The sequence below is a fragment of the Stenotrophomonas sp. AB1(2024) genome (genome assembly GCF_037482345.1).
Lineage (GTDB): Bacteria > Pseudomonadota > Gammaproteobacteria > Xanthomonadales > Xanthomonadaceae > Stenotrophomonas.
The window spans coordinates 75,229-94,903 of the sequence record NZ_JBBHKO020000001.1; the positions used below are offsets into that span (position 1 = coordinate 75,229).

Consider the following 19,675-nt stretch of genomic DNA (forward strand, 5'->3'; position numbering starts at 1 on the left):
CGCCGGCCCGCAGGGTGCCCGCCAGGACGGCGGGCATAACGTTGGCCGGACACCGCGCGCAGCGCGGCCCAAGCGTCCGAAGCCGATGGATCAACGGCTGGAACAATCCATCCGACGTTTAGACCCACCGAAGCCCCCCATCAGGCGCCAGTAACCCCAATTACCCGGCTTTTTCCATCGTGCACAACAGCGGATGCTGGTTCATGCGCGAGAATTCATTGACCTGGGCAACCTTCGATTCGGCCACCTCACGGGTAAACACCCCGCACACCCCTCGCCCACGCGTATGCACGTTGAGCATCACCTGGGTGGCTTTTTCCAGATCCATCGAGAAGAAGTGCTGCAGCACGGTCACCACGAAATCCATCGGGGTGTAGTCGTCGTTCAGCAGCATCACCTGGTAGAACGGCGGCGGTGCGACCTCCGGGCGGGCCGGTTCCAGCGCTACGCCGTGGTCGTGGTGGGGTTCTTGGGAGGGCTCGCGGGGCATCCAGACATTATAGCCGCCGCATCGGCCGGATTGGACGTTGGGCCCCTGCCCCCGTCACAATCCACGTATCCGCACCAACTTTCACAGGGATTTCATGAAAAGGATTGCCACCGCGCTGCTGCTGACCGCCACCGTGTTCGGGGCCCAGGCCGCAACGCCCGACAAGGCCGTCGGCCGCGTGCTGGACACGCTGAAGTACCCCTATGAGATCGACGAGGACGGCGACTACAAGCTGGTGTTCGATGTGGAAGGCGACCGCACCCAGCTGGTGTTCGTGCGCTCGGCTGTGGAAGAGTACGGCAAGCACAGCATCCGCGAGATCTGGTCGCCGGGCTACAACGCACCGGGCAAGCAGTTCTCCGCCGCGGTGGCCAACCGCCTGCTGGAAGACTCCCAGGACGCCAAACTGGGCGCGTGGGTCAAGCAGGACCAGCTGGCCATGTTCGTGGTGAAGGTGGATGCCAATGCCGGCGCTGACACCCTGAGCGATGCGATCGATGCAGCCATGCATACCGCCGATGCCATGGAAAACGAACTGACCGGAACGGACGAATACTGACGTGAACGAAGTGCAGGACCTGCGCTGGGCACCACACGTCACCGTGGCCACCGTGGTGGTACGGGACGGGCGCCTGTTGCTGGTGGAGGAAGCCATCGCCGGCCGCGCCGTGCTCAACCAGCCGGCCGGGCACCTGGAGCCGGGTGAAAGCCTGGCCGCTGCCGCCGTGCGCGAGACGCTGGAAGAATCGGGCTGGACGGTGCGCCTGACCGCCTTCATCGGCACCTACCAGTGGACCGCGCCCGATGGCACGCCGTTCCTGCGCTTTGCCTTCGCCGCTGAACCGGTGTCGCACGACCCTGCCCGTGCGCTGGACGCGGGCATCCTGCGCGCGCTGTGGCTGGACCCGGCCGAGCTCCAGGCCGAACCCTCGCGCCTGCGCAGTCCGCTGGTCTGGGAGGTCGTTGCCGACTTCCTGGCCGGCCAGCGCCATCCCCTGTCCATCCTGAAGGAGCTCGCATGAGCACCCCGCGCATCATGGTCGGCGTGTCCGGCGGCGTGGACTCCTCCGTAGCCGCCTGGCGGCTGGTCCAGCAGGGCGAGCCGGTGGCCGGGCTGTTCATGCAGAACTGGGCCGACGACGGCAGTGGCGACTGCCGCGCCGAAGACGACCGCCGCGACGCGGTCGCCGTATGCGGCCTGCTCGACATCCCGTTCCATTTCCGCGATTTCTCCAGCGAGTACTGGCAGGGCGTGTTCGAACACTTCCTGGCCGAATACGCCGCTGGCCGCACGCCCAACCCGGACGTGCTGTGCAACCGCGAGGTCAAGTTCAAGCACTTCCTGGACGCGGCCCGCGAACTGGGGGCCGAGCGCATCGCCACCGGCCACTACGCCCGCGTGGCCCGGCTGGGCGGGCGCTGGGCGCTGCTGCGCGGCGCCGACCGCAGCAAGGACCAGAGCTATTTCCTGCACCAGCTGGGCCAGGCCCAGCTGGCCGCCACCCTGTTCCCGATCGGCGACCTGCAGAAGAACGATCTGCGCCGCATTGCCCGCGACGCGCGCCTGCCGACCCACGCCAAGAAGGATTCCACCGGGATCTGCTTCATCGGCGAGCGCGATTTCCGCGAGTTCCTCGGCCGCTACCTGCCGGCGCGAACGGGCGAGATCCAGGACCCGGATGGCAACCGGATCGCCGAGCACCCCGGGGTGTTCTACTTCACCCTGGGCCAGCGCGAAGGCCTGAACATCGGCGGCGTGCGTGGCCGCCCGGCAGCGCCCTGGTACGTGGTCGGCAAGGACGTGGCCAGCAACGTGCTGTACGTGGACCAGGATCGCGAAAGCCCCTGGCTGCAGTCGACCCGGCTGCATTCGGAAACCACCCACTGGATCGCCGGGGCGCCACCTGCCCGGGAATTCGAATGCACCGCGCAGACCCGTTACCGCCAGCCCGACGAGCCCTGCACGGTACGGGTGCGCGACGACGGCAGCGTGGACGTGCGCTTCGCGCGGCCGCAGCGTGCCGTCACCCCGGGGCAATCCCTGGTGTTGTATGACGACGAGGTCTGCCTGGGTGGCGCGGTGATCGCCGCCACCGATGCACCGCTGGAGCAGCGCCTGCGCACCGCCCCTTCCCCCTTCGAGGTATCTGCTGCATGAGTTTTTCCATCGACGACCGCGTCCTTGCCCTGGCTGGCATCGCCCAGGCGCTGCAGCAGGTGCGCCGCATCGCCGAAACCGGCCATTCCGAGGCCAGCGTGGTCGGCACCGCGATCGACAGCGTGTTCCGCATCGACGCCGACAGCCCGCAGGCCATCTACGGCAGCGCCGCCAACCTGGCACCGGGCCTGCGCCTGCTGCACAACTATTTCCGCAGCCAGGGCCAGGACGAAATTCTGCCGCGGCTGGCACTGGCCGTGCTGCAGCTGGAGCGCCGCTTCGTGCGCGAGCACGCCGTGGTGGAACAGGTCAGCCAGGGCATCGCCCGCGCCCAGCGCCAGGCGGCCGAGCTGAACGACAGCGCCCACCCGGACGTGCTGTCCAGCCTGGGCGGGCTGTACGCCGACACCATCAGCCACCTCAAGCCGCGGGTGATGGTCCAGGGCAACCCGCACTACCTGGCCCAGGCCGGGGTGGTGGCCGAGATCCGTGCGCTGCTGCTGGCCGCGGTGCGTTCTGCCGTGCTGTGGCGCCAGACCGGCGGCCAGTACTGGGATTTCCTGATCTCGCGCAAGGCGATGATCGAAGCGGTGGACCGTCAGCTGCGCTGACGGTGTCCGTTTGCCACGCAGGGCGTGGCACTACATCGGTGTAGAGCCACGCCCTGCGTGGCTGCCGGCGGCAGGCGCGCGAAAAAATGTGCGCCATGCCTAAAGCAAACGGGGGTACGGCCGATACATCCTCCGTGCACCTCCCCGAGAACGTCCATGTACTCACGCATCTTCACTAGTCTGGCCGCCCCCCTGGTCCTGACCCTGCTGCTCCCCTTCGCCATCGGCTTTGAATGGCCGGCCGCCCTGCGCTGGGCGATCCTGACCACGATGACGCTCAGCTGGCTGGGGTTTGCCTGGTGGACCGCCCGCGCCCAGACCCAGCGCTCGCCCGAGCATGCCCGCATGATGCGGGAACAGGACCAGTTGCTGACCGAGCTGCGCTCGTTCGTCGGCAACGAAATCGACGGTTCGCGTGGCGAAATCGAGCGTGCCCGCGACCTGATCCGCCAGGCCGTGGCCGGCCTGGGTGGCAGCTTCGATGCCATGAACCGCAAGTCCCGCCAGCAGAGCCAGGCACTGGCCCGCATCGTCGACCGCGCCGGTGAAGACGGTGGCGCCGGCGTCGACGTGGCCCGTTTCGCCCAGCACGCCAGCCACCGCATGGAACAGCTGGTCGAAGCGCTGGAACAGGTCAGCGGCCAGAGCAGCAACACCGTGCAGCACATCGACCAGATGGCACAGCACCTGGATGGCATCTTCGCGCTGCTGGAAGACGTCAAATCGATCGCCGACCAGACCAACCTGCTCGCGCTCAATGCGGCCATCGAAGCAGCCCGTGCCGGTGAAGCCGGCCGTGGTTTTGCGGTGGTGGCCGACGAGGTGCGCAACCTTTCCGAACGCTCCACCACCTTCAACGAGCAGATCCGCAAGCTGGCGCACAGCTCCAAGGACGCCATTGCCAAGGTCCGCGAGACGGTCTCCAACATGGCCTCGCGCGACATGGACCGCTCCCGTGAAGCGCGCCACGAAGCGGCGGCGATGCTCGACAACGTGGCCCAGATCAATGCCTCGCTGGGCGAAGGCATGCGCGAGATATCCGAATGCGGCCGTGCCATCGACAGCAGCGTTGCCGAAGCCGTGCGCGCCCTGCAGTTCGAGGACATCGCCACCCAGGCCCTAGGCGGCGTGCACACCCACCTGGACCGCCTGAACTCGATCAACCGCGAAGCGGTGGGCCTGCAGGAGCTGCTGCACCGCAACGGCGGCGTGTTCGACGCCGAAGTGGCCACGGCCCTGCAGCGCACCGGCAACCGGCTGCGCGACATGCGCAGCGAATGGGAGCGCCCGCCGCACAAGGCGGTGAGCCAGCAGAGCATGGCAGCCGGTGCGGTCGAACTGTTCTGATCCTTGTTTCGTGCCGGGAACGGCATCCACGATGGCCCCGGTATTTCCGGGGCTTTCGTGCGTGTAGTCCCCTGACCCACCTGCTGAAGATTTCCCCATGCTGTTGAACACCCCCAACCAATTGATTACTGCCGGTAACGGTGCGTCGTCCGATGCCGTGGGCGAGGTCATCCACCCTGCCCCGGCGCCCGTGGCGCCGAAGAGCGGGCGTGCGCTGCTGGCGGTGCTGGAACAGCAGGCGCAATGGGAACTGGCAGGGATGATGGCAACGGCGCCGACGGCAGCGCCGCTGGATCCCGCGTTGGCGGGATTGGCGTGGGACCTGGGATTGAGCGGAGACAGGGTCGGTTGATCCCGCTCCCAATGGGCCCGTAAAAATTCCTGGCTGCCGGTTGATTGATCCGGATCCAAATGGGCCCGTAACGGTTCGTAGCCCCGAAGAGAACGGCTCCTGCCGTTCTCTTCGGGGCTACGAATTGTTACGTAACGTCCGTAGATCGGGATCAACCAACCACAGGCCCGCCAACGGTCATGGACACGACGGCATCGGGATCATAAACGGGCACCGGACACCGGTAGCGCCGGCCGTTGGCCGGCCCACGCACCGTCAAGGCGCAACCGGAATCCGCAACGCGTCGCCAGCCCCAGTGGGAATCGCCGCCATCTGCGCCCCACCCTGCCTCAACCATTGCGCCAGATCACGCGGGGTCAGCGGCCTGGAGTACAGGTAACCCTGTATCTCATCGCACCCCTGCCGGCGCAGCATCGCCTCTTCCTGCTCGGTTTCCACGCCTTCGGCCACCACCTTCATGCCCAGCGCGTGGCCCAGGTGCACGATGGCCTGGGTGACTTCGGCCGTACCGTCATCGTGGAGCATGCCCTGCACGAAACTGCGGTCGATCTTCAGCCGGCCGACCGGGAAGCGGTTGAGGTAATGCAGGTTGGAGAAGCCGGTACCGAAATCGTCCACCGCCAGCGGTACACCATGCCGCTCCAGCACATCGAAGCAATGCCGCAGCACGTCGGTGTCACGGATCAATGCCGATTCGGTCAGCTCCAGCTCAAGCCGTTGTGGCGCCCAGCCATGGGCGTGGCAGATCTCGATCACGCGTTCGGCAAAACCACGGTCGCGCAGCTGCACCGCCGATACATTTACCGCAATCCGGTCGAACCGCAGGCCTGCCCTGTCCCAGGCCGCGGCCTGGCGGCAGGCCTCGGCCAGGACCCAGTCGCCGATACGGACGATTTCGCCGCACTTTTCGGCAATGGGAATGAACTCGGCCGGGCTGCAGTAGCCGATGCCTGGGCGATGCCAACGCAGCAGCGCTTCAATGGCCGGCGGCTGATCGTGCGCGGCGTGCAGCAACGGCTGGTAGGCCAGGCTCAATTCTTCGCGTTCGATCGCGCCGAGCAGCGCATGTTCGATTTCCAGCTTGCGCTGGATGCGCAGCAACGCATCCTGGCTGTAGTACTGGTAGGTATTGCGTCCGGCTTCCTTGGCCGCATGCATCGCCGCATCGGCCGCGCGCAGCAGTGAATCGAAATCCGTGCGGCCTTCGTCGAGCATCGCGATGCCCACGCTGGCACCCACCTTCAAAGTGGAGTCCCCACGCTGCAGCGGTTCGGCCAGCGAGGCGATCAGCGTGCGCGCGACCTGGCCGGCGTCTTCCGGATCGGCCAGGTCGCGCAGCACCACGATGAACTCATCGCCGCTGAAGCGCCCGAACAGGTCGGCATTACGCAGGTTCTGGTGCAGCCGCGCGGCGGCGGCCTTGAGCAGGGCGTCGCCGGTGGCGTGGCCGAAGGTATCGTTGATGGTCTTGAAGCCATCCAGGTCGATGAACAGCATTGCCAGCGGTGCGCCGCGATCGCGGGCTTCCTCGATGGCATCGGCGGTCTGCTCGCGCAGCAGCATGCGGTTGGGCAGGCCGGTAAGCAGGTCGTAATGGGCCAGCAGCTCGATCCGCTCGTTGGCCTCGCGCTCACGGGTGATGTCACGGAACAGCACCACGAAGCGGATCGGCAGGCCATCACGGTGGTCCAGTTCGATCAGCACCTGCACCCAGATGCGCAGGCCGGACTGGCGGTAGAAGCACAGGTCCAGCTGTTCGGGCAGGCCGCCGGTGGCGATCCTGGCCAGCGCGGCTTCGAAGGCATCGCGCGAGTCCTGCGTGTACAGCGCCAGCGCCTGGTCCAGGGTGATCGGCTCCTTGCGCAGGCCGTGAATGCGGTAGCACTCCTCGGTCCACTGCATGTGGCGGGTGGCCACCTCGATCTCGCAGCCACCGATGCGCCCCAGCGCCGACACCCGGTTGAGCAGCTCGGTACGCCAGCGGATCAGCGCATCGGTCTGGTGTTGTTCGGTGATGTTCTGCACTTGGCCCAGCAGGCGCTGGATGTGTCCATCCGGGCCCAGCAATGGCTGCATCCACAGCCGCAGGTGCAGCGCCCCGCTGCCTTCGCGGGGCAATTCCAGCGCCAGCATGCTGGCCTTGCCATCGCGCAGCATGCGCCGCCAGGCCTGGCGCAGCAGGCTGCGCGATCGCGGTTCGAGCAGGCGCAGCCAGTGCCGGCGGCCCGTCAACGGGGCATCTTCCACGCCAAGCAGGGCCCGCAACTCCGGCGACCACCAGAACTGGCGGCTGCCCGGATCCCACGACCAGCTGCCCATGCTGGCGATACGCTGTGCCTCGCGCAGGTGCACCTGCTGCTCCAGCAGCAGTGCTTCCATCTGTTTCTGCGCCTGGATGTCGGTATGCGTGCCAACCATGCGCAACGGCTGCCCATCGACGGTGCGTGCAACCACCCGGCCGCGGTCGAGCACCCAGCGCCAGTCGCCCCCGGGATGACGCAGGCGGTACTGGGCGGTGTACCCCTCACCCTCGCCGCGCAGGTGCGCGCCCAGCGCCGCGCGCACCTGCGCCTGGTCATCCGGGTGTACCGGCGCCAGCAAGGCGCGCCCGGCATCGGCCGAAGCGTGTTCGTCTGCGCTACCGGGCACGTCGTGCCAGCGTTGGGACCGGGTCACCGCGTCGCTGGGCAGGTCCCAGTCCCATAGACCGTGCCCGGCATGGTCCAGCGCGACTTCCCAGCGGCTGCCGGCATAGTGGGCCACCGGCTCGGGCACGCTGAGGGTGAAGGCCAGCAGATTGCCGTCGGCATCGTGCACGGCGCGCATCCAGCCGTCGAACCGGCCGCGTGGGCCGCCCGGCAGCTGGCACGGCACCTGTCCGCCATCGGCGGCCATCAGGCGCAGGTCTTCAAGCAGGTCCCCGTAGGCGGCCACAGTCGCCGGCAGCCCATGTTCGCGCGCGGCCGGGTTGGCCGCGAGCGGGCGCCCGGCCCGGTCCAGGATGACCAGGGCCGACGCCAGGGGGTGCTGCAGCAGACTCGCGATGATGCCTTGGTCCACGCGGTACGACTCCGATAACGCACCCGACAGCCGGGAACGCAATCGTTAGCGGCGGTTGCGCTCGATAGTTGAGTGCGGCGTGCGCCCGGGGCATCCCAGCCACTACTATGGGGCGCCCACCGCACCTGGTTCCGTCGCACCCCATGCCTGTCGTCCCGCCCGCCCCGCACCGTCGTGACCAGCCGCTCGCCCAGGCCCTGCGCCGCGATCGCTGGCGGGTGGTGATCGGCTACCTGGTGCTGGCGCTGGTGTGGATACTGTGCAGTGACGCCGCCGTCCAGGTGCTGACCGCCGACCTGGCGACGGCCGCGCGCTGGCAGACAGCCAAGGGGGCGCTCTTCGTCGTCCTCAGCGGCGCCCTGATCTACCTTCTGCTGCGCCCGCTGGCCCTGCACGTGCTGCGGACCCATGCGCGGCTGGAACACTCCGAACAGCGCCACCGCCAACTGTTCGAAGGCAACCCGGGGCCGATCCTGGTCTACGACCTGGCGTCGCTGGAGATCCTGGACGTCAACCCGGCCGCCTGCAGCCTGTTCGGCTGGAGCCGCGACGAATTCACCGCCATGTCGATGACCGCGCTGTGGCCGCCTGGCGACGAAGCGGCGCTGGCGGCCAAGCTGGAACATGTCCGCGCGCAACCTGACCAGCTGTGCGTGATCACTGCCGATCTGGTGCTCAAGGACGGCACGCCCCGGCGCATGGAGATGCGCAGCAACCACCTCGACTATGCCGGGCGGGCGGCGCGACTGCTGATCGCCATTGACCGTACCCGCGAAGACCAGGCGCTGCGCCGCCGCGACCAGGCGCTTGCCCGGGTAGAGGAAGCGCACGAAATGGCCCGGATCGGCGCCTGGGAGGTCGACCCCTCCACCGGGCTGGGCCGTTACTCCAACCAAGTCTACCACCTGCTCGGTCGGCGTCCGCCCGAAGCCCGGCGCTGGCATCGTTTCGAAGAACTACTGGTGCCCACTGACCCCTCCACCGCCGCGCTGAGCGAGCAGCTGCTGCAGGACATGCGTGGCGAACGGGTGCAGATCGACGTGCTGCTGCCGCTGTTGGCCATGGACGGTCGCGCGCTGATGGTGCACCTGCGTGCCGAGAGCGGTACCGATGACGCCGGCCGGCCGCGCGTGCTCGGTACCCTGCAGGATGTCACTGAGCGCGAACAGTCGCGGCGACTGCTGCGTGAGCGCGAGGAACAGTTCCGGGAGCTGGTGCGGGTGCTGCCTGACGGGGTGGTGATCCTGTCCGACGAACACGTGCTGTATGCCAACGCCTACGCCGCCGCGCAGTTTGGCTACGGCCAGCACACCCTGCTTGGCGAGCCGCTGTCCGCGCTGGTGGTGGCCACGGACCTGGCACGGGTGCGCGCGCAGCTGTTTGCGACCATCCCGCTGCCGGGCAGCGGCAGCGAAGTGATCGGCATGCGCCGCCTTGGGGGGGAATGCTTCCAGGCCGGCCTGGCGGTGGGCGAGGTGCGCTATGGCGGGCGCAACTGCAAATTGCTGATCGTGCGCGACCTGAGCGAGCCTGAGCGCATCCGTGAAGCGCTGGAAACCAGCAACCGCGAGCTGCAGGCGATGGCCGGGCGGCTGTTCTCGCTGCAGGAAGATGAGCGCCGGGCGATCTCACGCGATCTGCATGACGACATCGGCCAGGCCATCACGGCCATGAAGCTGTCGGCGTATGCTGCGCAGGACGAGGCCGATGCGCAGCGGCGCGGCGAAGACCTTGAACAGATCATCCACCTGGCCGACGCCACCGTGGGCAAGCTGCGCGACATCTCCACCCTGCTGCGCCCACCGCAGCTGGATGCCCTGGGCCTGGAAGCAGCACTGCGCTGGCAGGCCGGCGTGCTGTTCCGCTCTTCGCCGACCGAGCTGCTGGCCGACATCGACGCGCTGCCGCGCCGCCCGCAGGGCGAGATCGAACAGGCCTGTTTCCGCATCGCCCAGGAAAGCCTGACCAATGTGCTGCGCCATGCGCGCGCCAGCCAGGTGCACCTCACGCTGCAGGATGTGCAGGATCGTGGCCTGCACCTGCAGGTGCGCGACGACGGCGAAGGCTTCGACCCCAGCGGCCCGCGCGGGCTGGGCCTGATCGTGATGCGCGAACGCGCGCAGAGCGCCGGTGGCACCCTCAAAATCGCGTCGGCGCATGGCGCCGGCACCCTGGTCGACCTGTTCCTGCCTTACCGCACCGACAGCGCGGCCACCCCCGATACATTGGAACAGTGAGTCATGTGGAACCCTTCCCTGCCCCTGGTCAGCATCGAGGACGCGCCGCCACGCCTTGGCGCCGGCAACCCCGCGTTGCAGGCGATGGTCGCCGAGGCGGCCTCCGGCGGCACGCCGCTGATGCTGATGCACGTGGACATCGACCACTTCGCATCGGTAAACGAGAACATGAGCGCCGAAGTGGGCGACCAGGCCCTGGTGCTGGTGGCACAGCGCCTGCAGCATCATCTACGCGGGCGCGGCAAGCTGTGGCGGCACGGCAGCGACGAGTTCCTGATCGCCGTGCCACGCACCGCAGACCTGCCACTGCCAGATGACCTGGCTGAAGAGATCCGCCAGCAGCTGGAACTGCCGTTGTCGGTGCTGCCGTACACGCTGTTCATGACCGGCAAGCTGGGCGTGAGCCTGTGCCCGGAGCACGCCACCGAGACCTCGCGCCTGCTCGACCATGCCGAGGACGCGCTGTACCAGGCCGCCCGCGAAGGCGGCAATGCGGTACGCATCCATGCGGTCAATACACCCTCAAGCGCGCACAGCGAAAGCATCATCGCGCGCCAGATCGTGGACGCCATTCCCAATGGTGAGTTGAAGCTGCGCTACCAGCCGCTGGTCAGCGCCCGCGATGGCCACGTGGTGGGCATGGAGGCGCTGCTGCGCTGGCAGTCGCCGACGCTGGGCATGCTGGTGCCGGAGCGCTTCATGCGCACCGCCGAACGGCTCGGCATCATCGTGCAGATCGGCACCTGGGTGCTGGAAGGCGCGCTCAAGCAGGCACGGTTGTGGCGCGACCAGGGTTTCGACGACTTCACCATCGCGGTGAATGTGTCCACGCTGCAGCTGCTGCGCCCGAACTTCTTCGCCGAGGTGATGGCGCTGATGCAGACCGCCGGCGTGCCGGCGCAGATGCTCACGCTGGAGATCAATGAAAGCGCGCTGACCAACAACGTCAATTTCGTGCATGAAACGCTGGTGAACCTGCGTAATGAAGGCATCAGCCTGAGCCTGGACAACTTCGGCACCGGCGATTCCAGCCTGAGCGCGCTGGTGCGCTACCCGGTAGACAAGCTGAAGATCGACCGCAGTTTCATCAAGAGCGCGCCAGCGGGCAACCGCGAGGCGGCGATCGCGCGCGCGATCATCGCCATGGGCCACCAGCTGGGCATGACGGTGATCGCCAACGGGGTGGAATCGCAGGCCCAGCTGGGCTTCCTGCGCCGCAACGACTGCGACGTGTTCCAGGGTTACCTGTTCGGCGAGCCGATGTCGGCCGACGCGGCCGGCATGACCCTGCGCCGCCGCTACCTGCGCCCGGAAGCGTTCGCCGAAACCCGCCCGGACCGCACGCTGCTGCTGCTGGACGACGAAGAGAACGTACTGCGCTCGCTGGTGCGCCTGTTCCGGCGCGATGGTTACCGGATACTGGCGGCAGGCAACGTGCGCGATGCCTTCGACCTGCTGGCGATCAACGACGTGCAGGTGATCCTGTCCGACCAGCGCATGAGCGACATGAGCGGCACCGAGTTCCTGGGCCGGGTGAAGATGCTCTACCCGGACACGATCCGGCTGGTGCTGTCGGGCTATACCGACCTCAACACCGTGACCGACGCGATCAACCGCGGCGCGATCTACCGCTTCCTGACCAAGCCCTGGAACGACGACGAGCTGCGCAAGCACATCCACCAGGCATTCCGCACGCACGAAGAACAACGGCGCGCCAATACCGCCCAACCTGTTGCGATACCGGCGCCGGAAGGCGAATGAACCGGTTGATTGATCCCGATCCCAATGGGCCCATAACGGTTCGTAGCCCCGTCAACGCGGTTGTTTGATCGGCAACACCAGGCGGAATTTCGAGCCTACGCCCGGGGTGCTGTCGAGATCGATGCGCCCGTGGTGCTTGTTGATGATGCTGTAGGAGATCGACAGCCCGAGCCCGGTGCCGCTGCCTACCGGCTTGGTGGTGAAGAACGGATCGAAAATGCGCTGGCGCAGGTCCGGCGAAATGCCGCCGCCGGTGTCTTCGAACTCCACCCACACATGGTCCCCATCCACGCCGCTGCGCACCGTGATGGTGCCGCGTTCGGCAATGGCATGGCCGGCATTGAGCAGCAGGTTCATGTAGACCTGGTTGAGCTCGGACGGCAGGCATTCCACCAGCGGCAGCTGGCCGAATTCGCGATGCAGCGTCACCTTGTACTTGAGCTCGTTCCAGATGATGTTGATCGTCGACTCAAGACCCGAGTGCAGGTCCACCAGTTTCCACGACTCATCGCGGCCCGAATACGAGAAATCCTTCAGGTCACGCACGATCCGGGTGACGCGCTCGATACCTTCGCGGGACTCGGCCATCAACTGCGGCAAATCGCGGCTGATGAAATCGATGTCGAAGCGGTTGCGGATATCATCGATTTCGGGAATCAGCGCCTTCGGATCCGGCGCACGCAACGCCCGCTCGTAAGCTTCGATCACCGTGAACAGGCTGCGCAGATATTCCTGCAGGCTGCCCAGGTTGGAGTGCACATAGCCGATCGGGTTGTTGATCTCGTGCGCCACGCCTGCGGCGAGCTGGCCGATGGAGGCCATCTTTTCCGATTGCAACAGCTTTTCCTGCGTGCCGTTGAGGCGCAGGTAAGCCTGGCGCAACTCGGCATGGCGCTGCTGCAGCTCGCGTTCGTAATCTTCCTGGCCTTCGATGCGCCGGAACAGTGCCAGGTAATGGCGTTTTCCAGCCTCTTCCTGCTGGTAGACATGGGCGATGACCATGCGTTCACCGACGGGCAGGCTGCCGTTCCAGTGCCCATGCAGCCGTGCGTGTTCCAGCGCATCGGGTGGCAACAGCTGGCGCAACCATTGCGCCGGATCCACCCCGGCGTCGATCTCGGCCTGGCCCAGCATGCCGCGTACCGCAGCATTGGCCACGGCCACGTTGCCGTCATCACGGAACAGCAGCACGCCTTCGTTGATGCGCTCGAACAGCGCAAGCAGAACCGGCTGCGGCGGCAGCGGCGCGGTGACAAAAGTGGTGGACACGGTCACGGTCACATCGGGGCAGTCGAAACAGGCGCCCACTATATCCGTGTTGGAGCGCAGTGGGCGCCGGGAGCGCCCTGCCCGATCAGGCGACGGCCAGCGGCCGCCGCGTGTGCAGGGTGTTGGCCTGACCCTTGGCGTCGTACGCCGAGGCGTCTTCGCTGCGGCCCAGCTGGCGCAATGCCCAGTTGACCTCGCGGCGGCGGCGCGCCAGCAGCACGCCATTGGCGCGGTTGCGCTCGGCCAGTTCCTGCAGCTGTTCGTTCTGCCCCACCGGCAGCACCTGCTCCAGCTCACGCAGCGCATCGAGCTTGGCGCCGGTGGCGCGGATCAGCGACTGCACGTCATGTTCCACCAATGCCTGGCGTTCGACGTCCAACGCATCACTGAGGCGTTGCAATGGCGCGCTCATGGCCAGCTTCATCCCTGCAGCTGCTGGTCCAGCTCAAGCATGCGCGAGGCGATCGCGTCCGGATTGATCTTGTAGGTGCCGTTCTGCAGCGACTCGCGCACGGCCTGCACACGGCCCGCGTCGATCGCCGGGGCGGTGCTCAGCTCGCGCTGCAGCGCCTGCAGGCTGGTGGCCTCGCCGGTCAGCTTCAGGCTGTCGGCCGCTTCCACCGGTCGCGCCGGGGCATCGGTGCTAACGCTGGGCTTGTTGCCCGGCGCAATGCTGCGCAGATGGGCGGTCGCCTGCAGGTTGCCGTCGATTTTCTGGCTCATGGAATAGTCCTGGGAGTTACGGTTCACAAGGGATAACGGCAGTGCGGTGGTCATCTTTAGGAGATTCTGCACGTCGGAGTGGTCAGCGCGTCACAAAAACGTCGCCGCTGGCCGCCACCGTGCCCTGGACCACCTTGCGTGACGACAGATTTTCCACGGATACGCGTTCATTTTCGCCTGCATCGGCCAGCGCCTTGCCCGCCACGCGGACCTCGACCCCGCCAAAGCGGGAGACCAGGGCCACGCTGTCGCCACGGCGGATGAGACGCTGGGCAACCAGGTCATTGGCCGACAGCAGGCTGCCGGCACTCAGCGTACGCCGCGCTACCCGCCCCACCGCTGCAGCCGGATCGGCCAGGGCGGCGCCGGCGATGCGGGCCACGTCGCGCTGTGCAGTGGTGATATCGGCCAACCCCAGCGTTTCTCCAGCGGCGATGCCACGATTGAGGATCAGCACGGTCTGGTTGCGGCGCACCTTCACCGGCACGAACAGGCGCCAGCCGCCTGCGTCGGGGCAGCTGACCTCCACCGTGCTGGTGCCGGTCGGCTGGGCGCGCAGGTCCTGGCCGCAGGCCGGCAGGCGCAGGGCGGAATCCAGGGTGGTGTCGCCGTCGCTGCCGGCAGGCAAGGTGGACAGTGCGGCTGCACGAATGCTGTCCACCGGCTGCCAGCCGCCCGCCGCCCAGGCGTGCGGGGATGCACCGGCCAAGGTGGCGATCAGGGCGGCAGCTATAAGAAGGGTACGCATGGCGGCTCCGGGGGCATGGCACATGCGCAGCGTCATGCAAGCGCCGTGCCGTTCACGCGATCACCTGCCCGCTCAAGTGATCGCCGTTGGCGCCGATACCACCCCCATGTCACATGACCTGCTCAACCGCATCGACCAGCGCACGCGCCTGGCTGGCCACAATCGCCTCGCCCTGCTGTTGTTCCGCCTTGGCGGACGTCAGCTTTTTGGCGTCAATGTGTTCAAGGTGCAGGAAGTCCTGCGCCGACCGGACCTGTTCCAGGTCCCCGGGCTGCCCAGCCAGTTCGCTGGCGTGGCCGACGTACGGGGTCGCTCTGTACCGGTGCTGGACCTGGGCCTGGCGATCGGCCACCCCGAGCGCGAGCCGGACGCCGACAAGGCGCCGGGCTACCTGGTGGTGACCGAATTCAACCGCTCTATCCAGGGGTTCCTGGTCAGCGGCGTGGAGCGGATCGTCAACATTGCGGTGGAAGACATCCACCCGCCGCCGGAGCTGGGCGCCGAATCAAGCTACCTGACTGCGGTGACCCGTTTCCAGGGCGAGCTGATCCAGGTGATCGACGTGGAAAGCGTGCTGGCCGACATCGCCCAGATCCGTGGCGAAGCCGTGCTGGACCCGTCGATGGCGCTGCCGGCCGACGCCCCGCAGCTGCAGGTGCTGGTGGTGGACGACTCGCGCGTGGCCCGCCAGCAGATCCGCAGCGTGCTGGACCAGCTGGGCGTGGGTGCCACCCTGCTCTCGGACGGCAAGCAGGCGCTGGACCACCTGCTGCAGATCCACGCCGCCGGCGAAAACCCGGCCGAGCGTTACGCCATGGTCATTTCGGACATCGAAATGCCGGCCATGGACGGCTACACCCTGACGACGGAAATCCGTCGCCACCCGGGCCTGGCCGGCCTGTACGTGCTGCTGCACACCTCGCTGTCGGGCGTGTTCAACAACGCCATGGTCGAACGGGTCGGCGCCAACGCCTTCGTGGCCAAGTATTCCCCGCACGAACTGGCCGATTTCGTGCTGGATCGCCTGCGCAAGGTCGCCGAGGCCGCGTAGGGTCACGCCCTGCGTGACGCCGGGCACCCCGAGGGCCGGCCAACGGCCGGCGCTACCGGGTGGCTGGCCCCGGGATGAGATATCGGGATCCCGATGGGCCCATGGTTGATTGATCCTGGTCCCGATGGGCCCATTGGGATCTGGATCAACCAACCAGGCCCCCCGTTCTGGCACGCGCCTTGCACCCTCCCCCACATCGTCCCGTGGGAGAGCGCCATGCCCAATCTGATTTCCGACTATCTGGGGGTCCATGCCCAGGCAATGCCGTTGCGCGAGCAGCGGATGAAGCTGATTGCCAGCAACCTGAGCAATGCCGACACCCCCGGGTACAAGGCCCAGGACCTGGACTTCGATGCCGCCCTGCGCAATGCCCAGGGTGCCGACAGCAACGGGCTGATGCGCACCACCAATGAGCAGCACTTCGCCATCGGCGGCGGGCTCAACCCGTTCCAGATCACCAAGGACGGCGTGCAGCCGAGCATCGATGGCAACACCGTCGATCCCGATGCCGAGCGCGCCGCCTATGGCCGCGCCGCGCTGGAATACCGCGCCTCGCTGAGCTTCGTCGAATCCAAGGTGCGCTCCATGCTCACCGCGATCACGGGGCAATAAGCCATGAGCAACCTGCCCATCTTCGATATCGCCGGCTCCGCGCTGCAGGCCCAGTCCGTGCGCATGAGCACGCTGGCCTCCAACCTGTCCAACGCCGACACCATCGCCGGCTCGGCCGATGCCGTCTACAAGCCGCTGGAGCCGATCTTCCAGTCGGTCACCAGCCGCACCGACCCGAACATCACCACCGTCCAGGTCAAGGAAATCAGCCAGAGCAACGCCGCGCCGATCAAGCGCTACGAGCCCGGCCACCCGCTGGCCGATGGCGATGGCTACATCTACCAGCCCGACGTCGACCCCGTCGCGCAGATGGTCAACCTGATCTCGACCTCGCGCAATTACCAGGCAGGCGTGGAAATGCTGACCACCGCCAAGGAACTGGCGCTGGCCACCCTGACCATGGGTCGCTGACCCTTCTTATCGCAGGACATACCGTCATGAGCACCACCAGCGGCGTCGGCAGCACCGACATCTACAGCGCCTTGGGTCTGAACGCGCCCAACAGCGATACCACCAAAAAGAAGGACACCCTGGACCAGGCTGACTTCCTGCGCCTGATGACCGAGCAGCTGCAGCACCAGGACCCGCTCAAGCCGATGGACAACACCCAGATGGTGGCGCAGATGGCGCAGCTGTCCCAGGTGCAGGGCATCAACGACCTCAACAGCACGGTCAAGGGGTTCCAGGAATCGATGGCCGGCGACCAGGTGCTGCGCGGCGCGGCGCTGGTCGGTCACGACGTGCTGGTGCCGTCCACCAAGTGGCAGCTGGAAGCCGAAGGCGATACCAGCGGCATGGTCGCCGCGCCCGGCGCCGGCTACGTCACCGTGGACATCACCGATGCCAATGGGGTGAAGGTCACCCAGCTCAGCGTGGAAGCCAAGGAAGCCGGCGAAGTCACCTTCGACTGGGACGGCAAGGATGCCAACGGCAACCGCATGGCCGCCGGCAGCTACACCATCGCCGCCACCCATACCGACAGCGCCGGCACCCAGACCAAGATCAATACCTACGTCGAAGCGCCGGTGGAAAGCGTCACCGTCGGCTCGGACGGCCTGTACCTCAACCTCAAGGGCCTGGGCACGGCCCCGATCGAATACGTGCTGCGCGTCAGCTGAGTCCCTTCGTCACGCATCCAAGGAGAACCCCATGGGCTTCAATGTTTCGCTGTCCGGCATCAATGCCGCCAATGCCGACCTGAACGTCACCGCGAACAACATCGCCAACGTCAACACCACCGGCTTCAAGGAATCACGCGCCGAGTTCGCCGACCTGTTCTCGGCCACCAGCTACGGCCTGTCCAAGAACGCAATAGGTTCGGGCGTGCGCCTGAGCAACGTGGCCCAGCAGTTCTCGCAGGGCAACAACGAGCAGACCGGGCGCAGCCTGGACATGGCGATTTCCGGTGAGGGCTTCTTCACCATGAGCATGAACGGTGCCCGCGTGTACTCGCGCGCCGGCAACTTCCAGACCGACCAGGCCGGCTACGTGACCAACCCGCAGGGCGCGCGCCTGCAGGTGTTCGCGCCGAACGCCGATGGCACCGGCTTCGACAGCGGCCGCCTCACCGACCTGCAGCTGCTCACCACCGACAGCCCGCCCCAGCAGACCGGCAAGGTCAACGTTGCCTTCACCCTCCCGGCCAACGCCAGTGAACCGACCCTGGGCACGTTCGACCCGACCGACTCCAACAGCTACAACCAGTCCACCGGCGGCATCACCGTGTACGACTCGCTGGGCGTGAGCCACACCCAGACCTCGTACTTCGTCAAAACCGCCAACGCCAACGAATGGCAGGTCTACAACTATGTCGATGGCCAGGCGGTCGGCACCCCGACCACGCTGAACTTCAACGATGCCGGCGCGCTGACCAACCCGGCCAACGGCCAGATCGTGATGGATCCGTTCACCCCGACCACCGGCGCCGGCACCCTGGCGATGACGCTGGATGTCACCGGTTCGACCCAGTACGGCGAGAAGTTCGCGCTGCGCAACACCCAGCAGGATGGTTACGCGGCCGGCAAGCTCAACGAAATCACCGTCTCCGAAGACGGCGTGGTCTACGCCCGCTACACCAATGGTGACGACAAGCCGCTGGGCCAGGTCGCATTGACCACCTTCAACAACGCGCAGGGCCTGGAAGCCAAGGGCAACAACCTGTGGGTGGAAACCTTCAGCTCCGGCACCGCGCGCACCGGCGCACCGGACAGCTCAAACCTGGGCAAGGTCCAGGCCGGTTCGCTGGAAGCCTCCACGGTCGACCTGACCGAGCAGCTGGTCAACATGATTACCGCCCAGCGCAACTTCCAGGCCAACTCGCAGATGGTGTCCACGATGGACCAGATCACCCAGACCATCATCAACATCCGTTGATGAGCCACTGATCCACGCAGCACGGGAATACAACGATGGACAAGGCGCTCTACGTCGCGATGACCGGTGCACGTGCGTCCCTGCAGGCGCAGGGCACGCTGTCGCACAACCTGGCCAACACCGACACCCCCGGATTCAAGGAAGCCCTCGCCAACACCGAGGCCTTCCCGATCAAGGGGAACGGCTACGCCTCGCGCGTGGACGCCCTGCACGTCGATGCCGGCTTCAACCGCCGCCAGGGCGCGCAGCACATCACCGGCAATGCGCTGGATCTGTCGCTGCAGGCCGGCAACTGGCTGGCGGTGCAGGCCCCGACCGGCGGCGGTGAGGCCTATACGCGCGGCGCGTCGCTCTCGATCACCCCCAACGGCCAGCTGGTTACCGCCGGCGGCCACCCGGTGCTGGACGAGAACGGCGCCCCGATCGCGGTTCCGCCGCACCAGGCAATGGACATCGGCAACGACGGCACCATCTCGATCATCCCGCAGGGCGAAGGCCCGCAGACCATGGCCGTGATCGGTCGCATCCGCGTGGTCGCGGCCGAGGATGCACGGCTGGAACGCGGATTGGACGGGCTGATGCGCAACACCGACCCGCAGCAACCGTTCGTGCAGGCCCAGGGCAAGTCGCTGGACAGCGGCCAGCTGGAAGGCAGCAACGTCGATGCCGCCGGCGCGCTGGTGCAGATGATCCAGCTGCAGCGGCAGTACGAAATGCAGGTGAAGGTGATCAAGCACGGCGACGAAAACGCCCGCAGCGCCAATTCCCTGTTGCGCCTGGGCAGCTGAGCGGCAGCCCCGACGTAATCCTGGCGCGGTTGTGGCACGCGCCATGCATCAGCCAGAACAACGGCCACCCCGGGTGGCCACCCGCACCAACACAG

Annotated in this window: 20 protein-coding genes; 14 read left to right on the forward strand and 6 right to left on the reverse strand. The window is 66.9% G+C overall.

Translation table 11 applies throughout. The features are described 5' to 3' along the window. Positions 1–160: 160 nt before the first annotated feature. Positions 161–490, reverse strand: a complete 330-nt coding sequence (gene clpS, locus WIX41_RS00300) for an ATP-dependent Clp protease adapter ClpS (protein ID WP_068851786.1) — start codon at positions 488–490, stop codon at positions 161–163. Between the two features lie 94 nt (positions 491–584). Here clpS and WIX41_RS00305 point away from each other — a divergent pair, with 94 nt between their 5' ends. The 6 genes from WIX41_RS00305 (at position 585) to WIX41_RS00330 (ending at position 4,958) form a co-directional block, all read left to right on the forward strand. After that, complete coding sequence (locus WIX41_RS00305) at positions 585–1,049, forward strand: hypothetical protein (protein ID WP_339445209.1); 465 nt, start codon at positions 585–587, stop codon at positions 1,047–1,049. A 1-nt stretch (position 1,050) separates the two neighbouring features. Further along, a complete protein-coding gene (locus WIX41_RS00310) occupies positions 1,051–1,512 on the forward strand; it encodes an NUDIX hydrolase (protein WP_339445210.1) in 462 nt (153 codons plus the stop codon). Further along, the gene (mnmA, locus tag WIX41_RS00315; protein WP_339445211.1) at positions 1,509–2,648 is read left to right on the forward strand and encodes a tRNA 2-thiouridine(34) synthase MnmA; all 1,140 of its coding nucleotides are present in this window, start codon (positions 1,509–1,511) and stop codon (positions 2,646–2,648) included. Before WIX41_RS00310 ends, mnmA begins: the two co-directional genes overlap by 4 nt. Next, positions 2,645–3,259 carry a high frequency lysogenization protein HflD gene (hflD, locus tag WIX41_RS00320; RefSeq protein ID WP_339445212.1) on the forward strand — a complete coding sequence of 205 codons (615 nt, stop codon included), beginning with the start codon at positions 2,645–2,647 and terminating at the stop codon, positions 3,257–3,259. The genes mnmA and hflD overlap by 4 nt, the downstream gene beginning before the upstream one ends. A gap of 156 nt (positions 3,260–3,415) precedes the next feature. After that, positions 3,416–4,606, forward strand: a complete 1,191-nt coding sequence (locus tag WIX41_RS00325; RefSeq protein WP_339445213.1) for a methyl-accepting chemotaxis protein — start codon at positions 3,416–3,418, stop codon at positions 4,604–4,606. Between the two features lie 97 nt (positions 4,607–4,703). Next, entirely contained in the window at positions 4,704–4,958 is a 255-nt protein-coding gene (locus WIX41_RS00330; protein ID WP_339445214.1) for a hypothetical protein, read from the forward strand. A gap of 255 nt (positions 4,959–5,213) precedes the next feature. Here WIX41_RS00330 and WIX41_RS00335 read toward each other — a convergent pair whose 3' ends face one another. Continuing rightward, positions 5,214–8,018, reverse strand: coding sequence for a bifunctional diguanylate cyclase/phosphodiesterase (locus tag WIX41_RS00335; RefSeq protein WP_339445215.1), 2,805 nt, complete (start codon positions 8,016–8,018; stop codon positions 5,214–5,216). Positions 8,019–8,161: 143 nt separating this feature from the next. On the opposite strand from WIX41_RS00335, the gene WIX41_RS00340 reads away from it, so the two are divergent. Together WIX41_RS00340 and WIX41_RS00345 are read left to right on the forward strand one after the other, a co-directional pair. Then, on the forward strand, positions 8,162–10,255 hold the full coding sequence (locus tag WIX41_RS00340; RefSeq protein ID WP_339445216.1) for a PAS domain S-box protein: 2,094 nt from the start codon (positions 8,162–8,164) through the stop codon (positions 10,253–10,255). A gap of 3 nt (positions 10,256–10,258) precedes the next feature. Continuing rightward, positions 10,259–12,016, forward strand: a complete 1,758-nt coding sequence (locus tag WIX41_RS00345; protein WP_339445217.1) for an EAL domain-containing protein — start codon at positions 10,259–10,261, stop codon at positions 12,014–12,016. Between the two features lie 51 nt (positions 12,017–12,067). On the opposite strand, the gene WIX41_RS00350 is transcribed toward WIX41_RS00345, so the two are convergent. From WIX41_RS00350 to flgA, 4 genes are all read right to left on the reverse strand, one after another. Then, the gene (locus WIX41_RS00350; protein WP_409187281.1) at positions 12,068–13,291 is read right to left on the reverse strand and encodes an ATP-binding protein; all 1,224 of its coding nucleotides are present in this window, start codon (positions 13,289–13,291) and stop codon (positions 12,068–12,070) included. 79 nt (positions 13,292–13,370) lie between these two features. Further along, positions 13,371–13,709 carry a flagellar protein FlgN gene (locus WIX41_RS00355; RefSeq protein ID WP_409187282.1) on the reverse strand — a complete coding sequence of 113 codons (339 nt, stop codon included), beginning with the start codon at positions 13,707–13,709 and terminating at the stop codon, positions 13,371–13,373. Continuing rightward, complete coding sequence (gene flgM, locus WIX41_RS00360) at positions 13,706–14,008, reverse strand: flagellar biosynthesis anti-sigma factor FlgM (RefSeq protein WP_339445220.1); 303 nt, start codon at positions 14,006–14,008, stop codon at positions 13,706–13,708. Before flgM ends, WIX41_RS00355 begins: the two co-directional genes overlap by 4 nt. A gap of 82 nt (positions 14,009–14,090) precedes the next feature. Next, positions 14,091–14,756, reverse strand: a complete 666-nt coding sequence (gene flgA, locus WIX41_RS00365) for a flagellar basal body P-ring formation chaperone FlgA (protein WP_339445221.1) — start codon at positions 14,754–14,756, stop codon at positions 14,091–14,093. A 106-nt stretch (positions 14,757–14,862) separates the two neighbouring features. Here flgA and WIX41_RS00370 point away from each other — a divergent pair, with 106 nt between their 5' ends. From WIX41_RS00370 to WIX41_RS00395, 6 genes are all read left to right on the forward strand, one after another. Beyond that, entirely contained in the window at positions 14,863–15,807 is a 945-nt protein-coding gene (locus tag WIX41_RS00370; protein WP_339445222.1) for a chemotaxis protein, read from the forward strand. 216 nt (positions 15,808–16,023) lie between these two features. Then, positions 16,024–16,419 carry a flagellar basal body rod protein FlgB gene (flgB, locus tag WIX41_RS00375; protein WP_339445223.1) on the forward strand — a complete coding sequence of 132 codons (396 nt, stop codon included), beginning with the start codon at positions 16,024–16,026 and terminating at the stop codon, positions 16,417–16,419. 3 nt (positions 16,420–16,422) lie between these two features. Beyond that, the gene (flgC, locus tag WIX41_RS00380) at positions 16,423–16,830 is read left to right on the forward strand and encodes a flagellar basal body rod protein FlgC (RefSeq protein WP_214903342.1); all 408 of its coding nucleotides are present in this window, start codon (positions 16,423–16,425) and stop codon (positions 16,828–16,830) included. A gap of 26 nt (positions 16,831–16,856) precedes the next feature. Further along, entirely contained in the window at positions 16,857–17,537 is a 681-nt protein-coding gene (locus WIX41_RS00385) for a flagellar hook capping FlgD N-terminal domain-containing protein (protein WP_339445224.1), read from the forward strand. A gap of 31 nt (positions 17,538–17,568) precedes the next feature. Continuing rightward, positions 17,569–18,792, forward strand: coding sequence for a flagellar hook protein FlgE (flgE, locus tag WIX41_RS00390; protein WP_339445225.1), 1,224 nt, complete (start codon positions 17,569–17,571; stop codon positions 18,790–18,792). A 35-nt stretch (positions 18,793–18,827) separates the two neighbouring features. Further along, positions 18,828–19,580: a flagellar basal body rod protein FlgF gene (locus tag WIX41_RS00395; RefSeq protein WP_339445226.1), complete on the forward strand. Its 753-nt coding sequence runs from the start codon at positions 18,828–18,830 to the stop codon at positions 19,578–19,580. Positions 19,581–19,675 lie beyond the last annotated feature (95 nt).

Coding starts and splice junctions, on each gene's coding strand:
- clpS (WP_068851786.1), bottom strand. CDS start 490: ATGCCCCGCGAGCCCTCCCAAGAACCCCACCACGACCACGGCGTAGCG.
- WIX41_RS00305 (WP_339445209.1), top strand. CDS start 585: ATGAAAAGGATTGCCACCGCGCTGCTGCTGACCGCCACCGTGTTCGGG.
- mnmA (WP_339445211.1), top strand. CDS start 1,509: ATGAGCACCCCGCGCATCATGGTCGGCGTGTCCGGCGGCGTGGACTCC.
- hflD (WP_339445212.1), top strand. CDS start 2,645: ATGAGTTTTTCCATCGACGACCGCGTCCTTGCCCTGGCTGGCATCGCC.
- WIX41_RS00325 (WP_339445213.1), top strand. CDS start 3,416: ATGTACTCACGCATCTTCACTAGTCTGGCCGCCCCCCTGGTCCTGACC.
- WIX41_RS00330 (WP_339445214.1), top strand. CDS start 4,704: ATGCTGTTGAACACCCCCAACCAATTGATTACTGCCGGTAACGGTGCG.
- WIX41_RS00340 (WP_339445216.1), top strand. CDS start 8,162: ATGCCTGTCGTCCCGCCCGCCCCGCACCGTCGTGACCAGCCGCTCGCC.
- WIX41_RS00345 (WP_339445217.1), top strand. CDS start 10,259: ATGTGGAACCCTTCCCTGCCCCTGGTCAGCATCGAGGACGCGCCGCCA.
- WIX41_RS00355 (WP_409187282.1), bottom strand. CDS start 13,709: ATGAAGCTGGCCATGAGCGCGCCATTGCAACGCCTCAGTGATGCGTTG.
- flgM (WP_339445220.1), bottom strand. CDS start 14,008: ATGAGCCAGAAAATCGACGGCAACCTGCAGGCGACCGCCCATCTGCGC.
- flgA (WP_339445221.1), bottom strand. CDS start 14,756: ATGCGTACCCTTCTTATAGCTGCCGCCCTGATCGCCACCTTGGCCGGT.
- WIX41_RS00370 (WP_339445222.1), top strand. CDS start 14,863: ATGTCACATGACCTGCTCAACCGCATCGACCAGCGCACGCGCCTGGCT.
- flgB (WP_339445223.1), top strand. CDS start 16,024: ATGCCCAATCTGATTTCCGACTATCTGGGGGTCCATGCCCAGGCAATG.
- flgC (WP_214903342.1), top strand. CDS start 16,423: ATGAGCAACCTGCCCATCTTCGATATCGCCGGCTCCGCGCTGCAGGCC.
- WIX41_RS00385 (WP_339445224.1), top strand. CDS start 16,857: ATGAGCACCACCAGCGGCGTCGGCAGCACCGACATCTACAGCGCCTTG.
- flgE (WP_339445225.1), top strand. CDS start 17,569: ATGGGCTTCAATGTTTCGCTGTCCGGCATCAATGCCGCCAATGCCGAC.
- WIX41_RS00395 (WP_339445226.1), top strand. CDS start 18,828: ATGGACAAGGCGCTCTACGTCGCGATGACCGGTGCACGTGCGTCCCTG.